This window comes from Pseudomonas sp. PS01270 (genome assembly GCF_029959775.1).
GTDB lineage: Bacteria > Pseudomonadota > Gammaproteobacteria > Pseudomonadales > Pseudomonadaceae > Aquipseudomonas > Aquipseudomonas atacamensis.
Genome location: NZ_JASCPT010000305.1, coordinates 1 through 262 on the forward strand (window position 1 = coordinate 1; position 262 = coordinate 262).

1 rRNA gene is annotated in these 262 nt (G+C 50.8%); it reads right to left on the reverse strand.

Annotation, left to right across the window (positions count from 1 at the left end):
• Positions 1-262 (reverse strand): 23S ribosomal RNA (locus QMX86_RS28390); the annotation flags it as partial.

The window sequence follows — 262 nt, forward strand, 5'->3', positions numbered from 1 at the left end:
GGTCTTTCGGCGTGGGTGTTTTTCACACCCATTGTCGTTACTCATGTCAGCATTCGCACTTCTGATACCTCCAGCAAGCTTCTCAACTCACCTTCACAGGCTTACAGAACGCTCCTCTACCGCATCATCCGAAGATGATACCCGTAGCTTCGGTGTATGGTTTGAGCCCCGTTACATCTTCCGCGCAGGCCGACTCGACTAGTGAGCTATTACGCTTTCTTTAAAGGGTGGCTGCTTCTAAGCCAACCTCCTAGCTGTCTAA